The sequence below is a fragment of the Monashia sp. HAY1-2A genome (assembly GCF_056755315.1).
Genome location: NZ_JBNDHY010000410.1, coordinates 1 through 272 on the forward strand (window position 1 = coordinate 1; position 272 = coordinate 272).

A 272-nucleotide genomic window follows, 5' to 3' on the forward strand; every position below is an offset into this window, starting at 1 on the left:
GTGCGTCGCTGACCTTCTCCTGGATACGGGCCGCCGTGAGGCCCCAAAGGTACGAGGCGAGGCGCAGTGCTTCGGCGTCCCCGGGAAGCTCCGGATCTGTGAGGACCAGAAGGGCGTTGCTGGGCGGGTAGGTGAAGGCCAGGATGTCGCGCTCCTGCCCTGCGACCCTTGCGTGCGTCCGCCATGGTCCTTTCCCCTCCATGGACGCCCGGATGCCATCAAGTTCGGGAATGGAGACGCGGCTGACAATCCCCTCGTCGCCCGCCTTCTTC

General features: G+C 66.5%; 1 pseudogene. It reads right to left on the reverse strand.

Annotated features, from left to right (window positions below):
* Positions 1 to 272 (reverse strand): annotated as a pseudogene (locus tag ACPYOM_RS22515) (LuxR family transcriptional regulator); the annotation flags it as partial.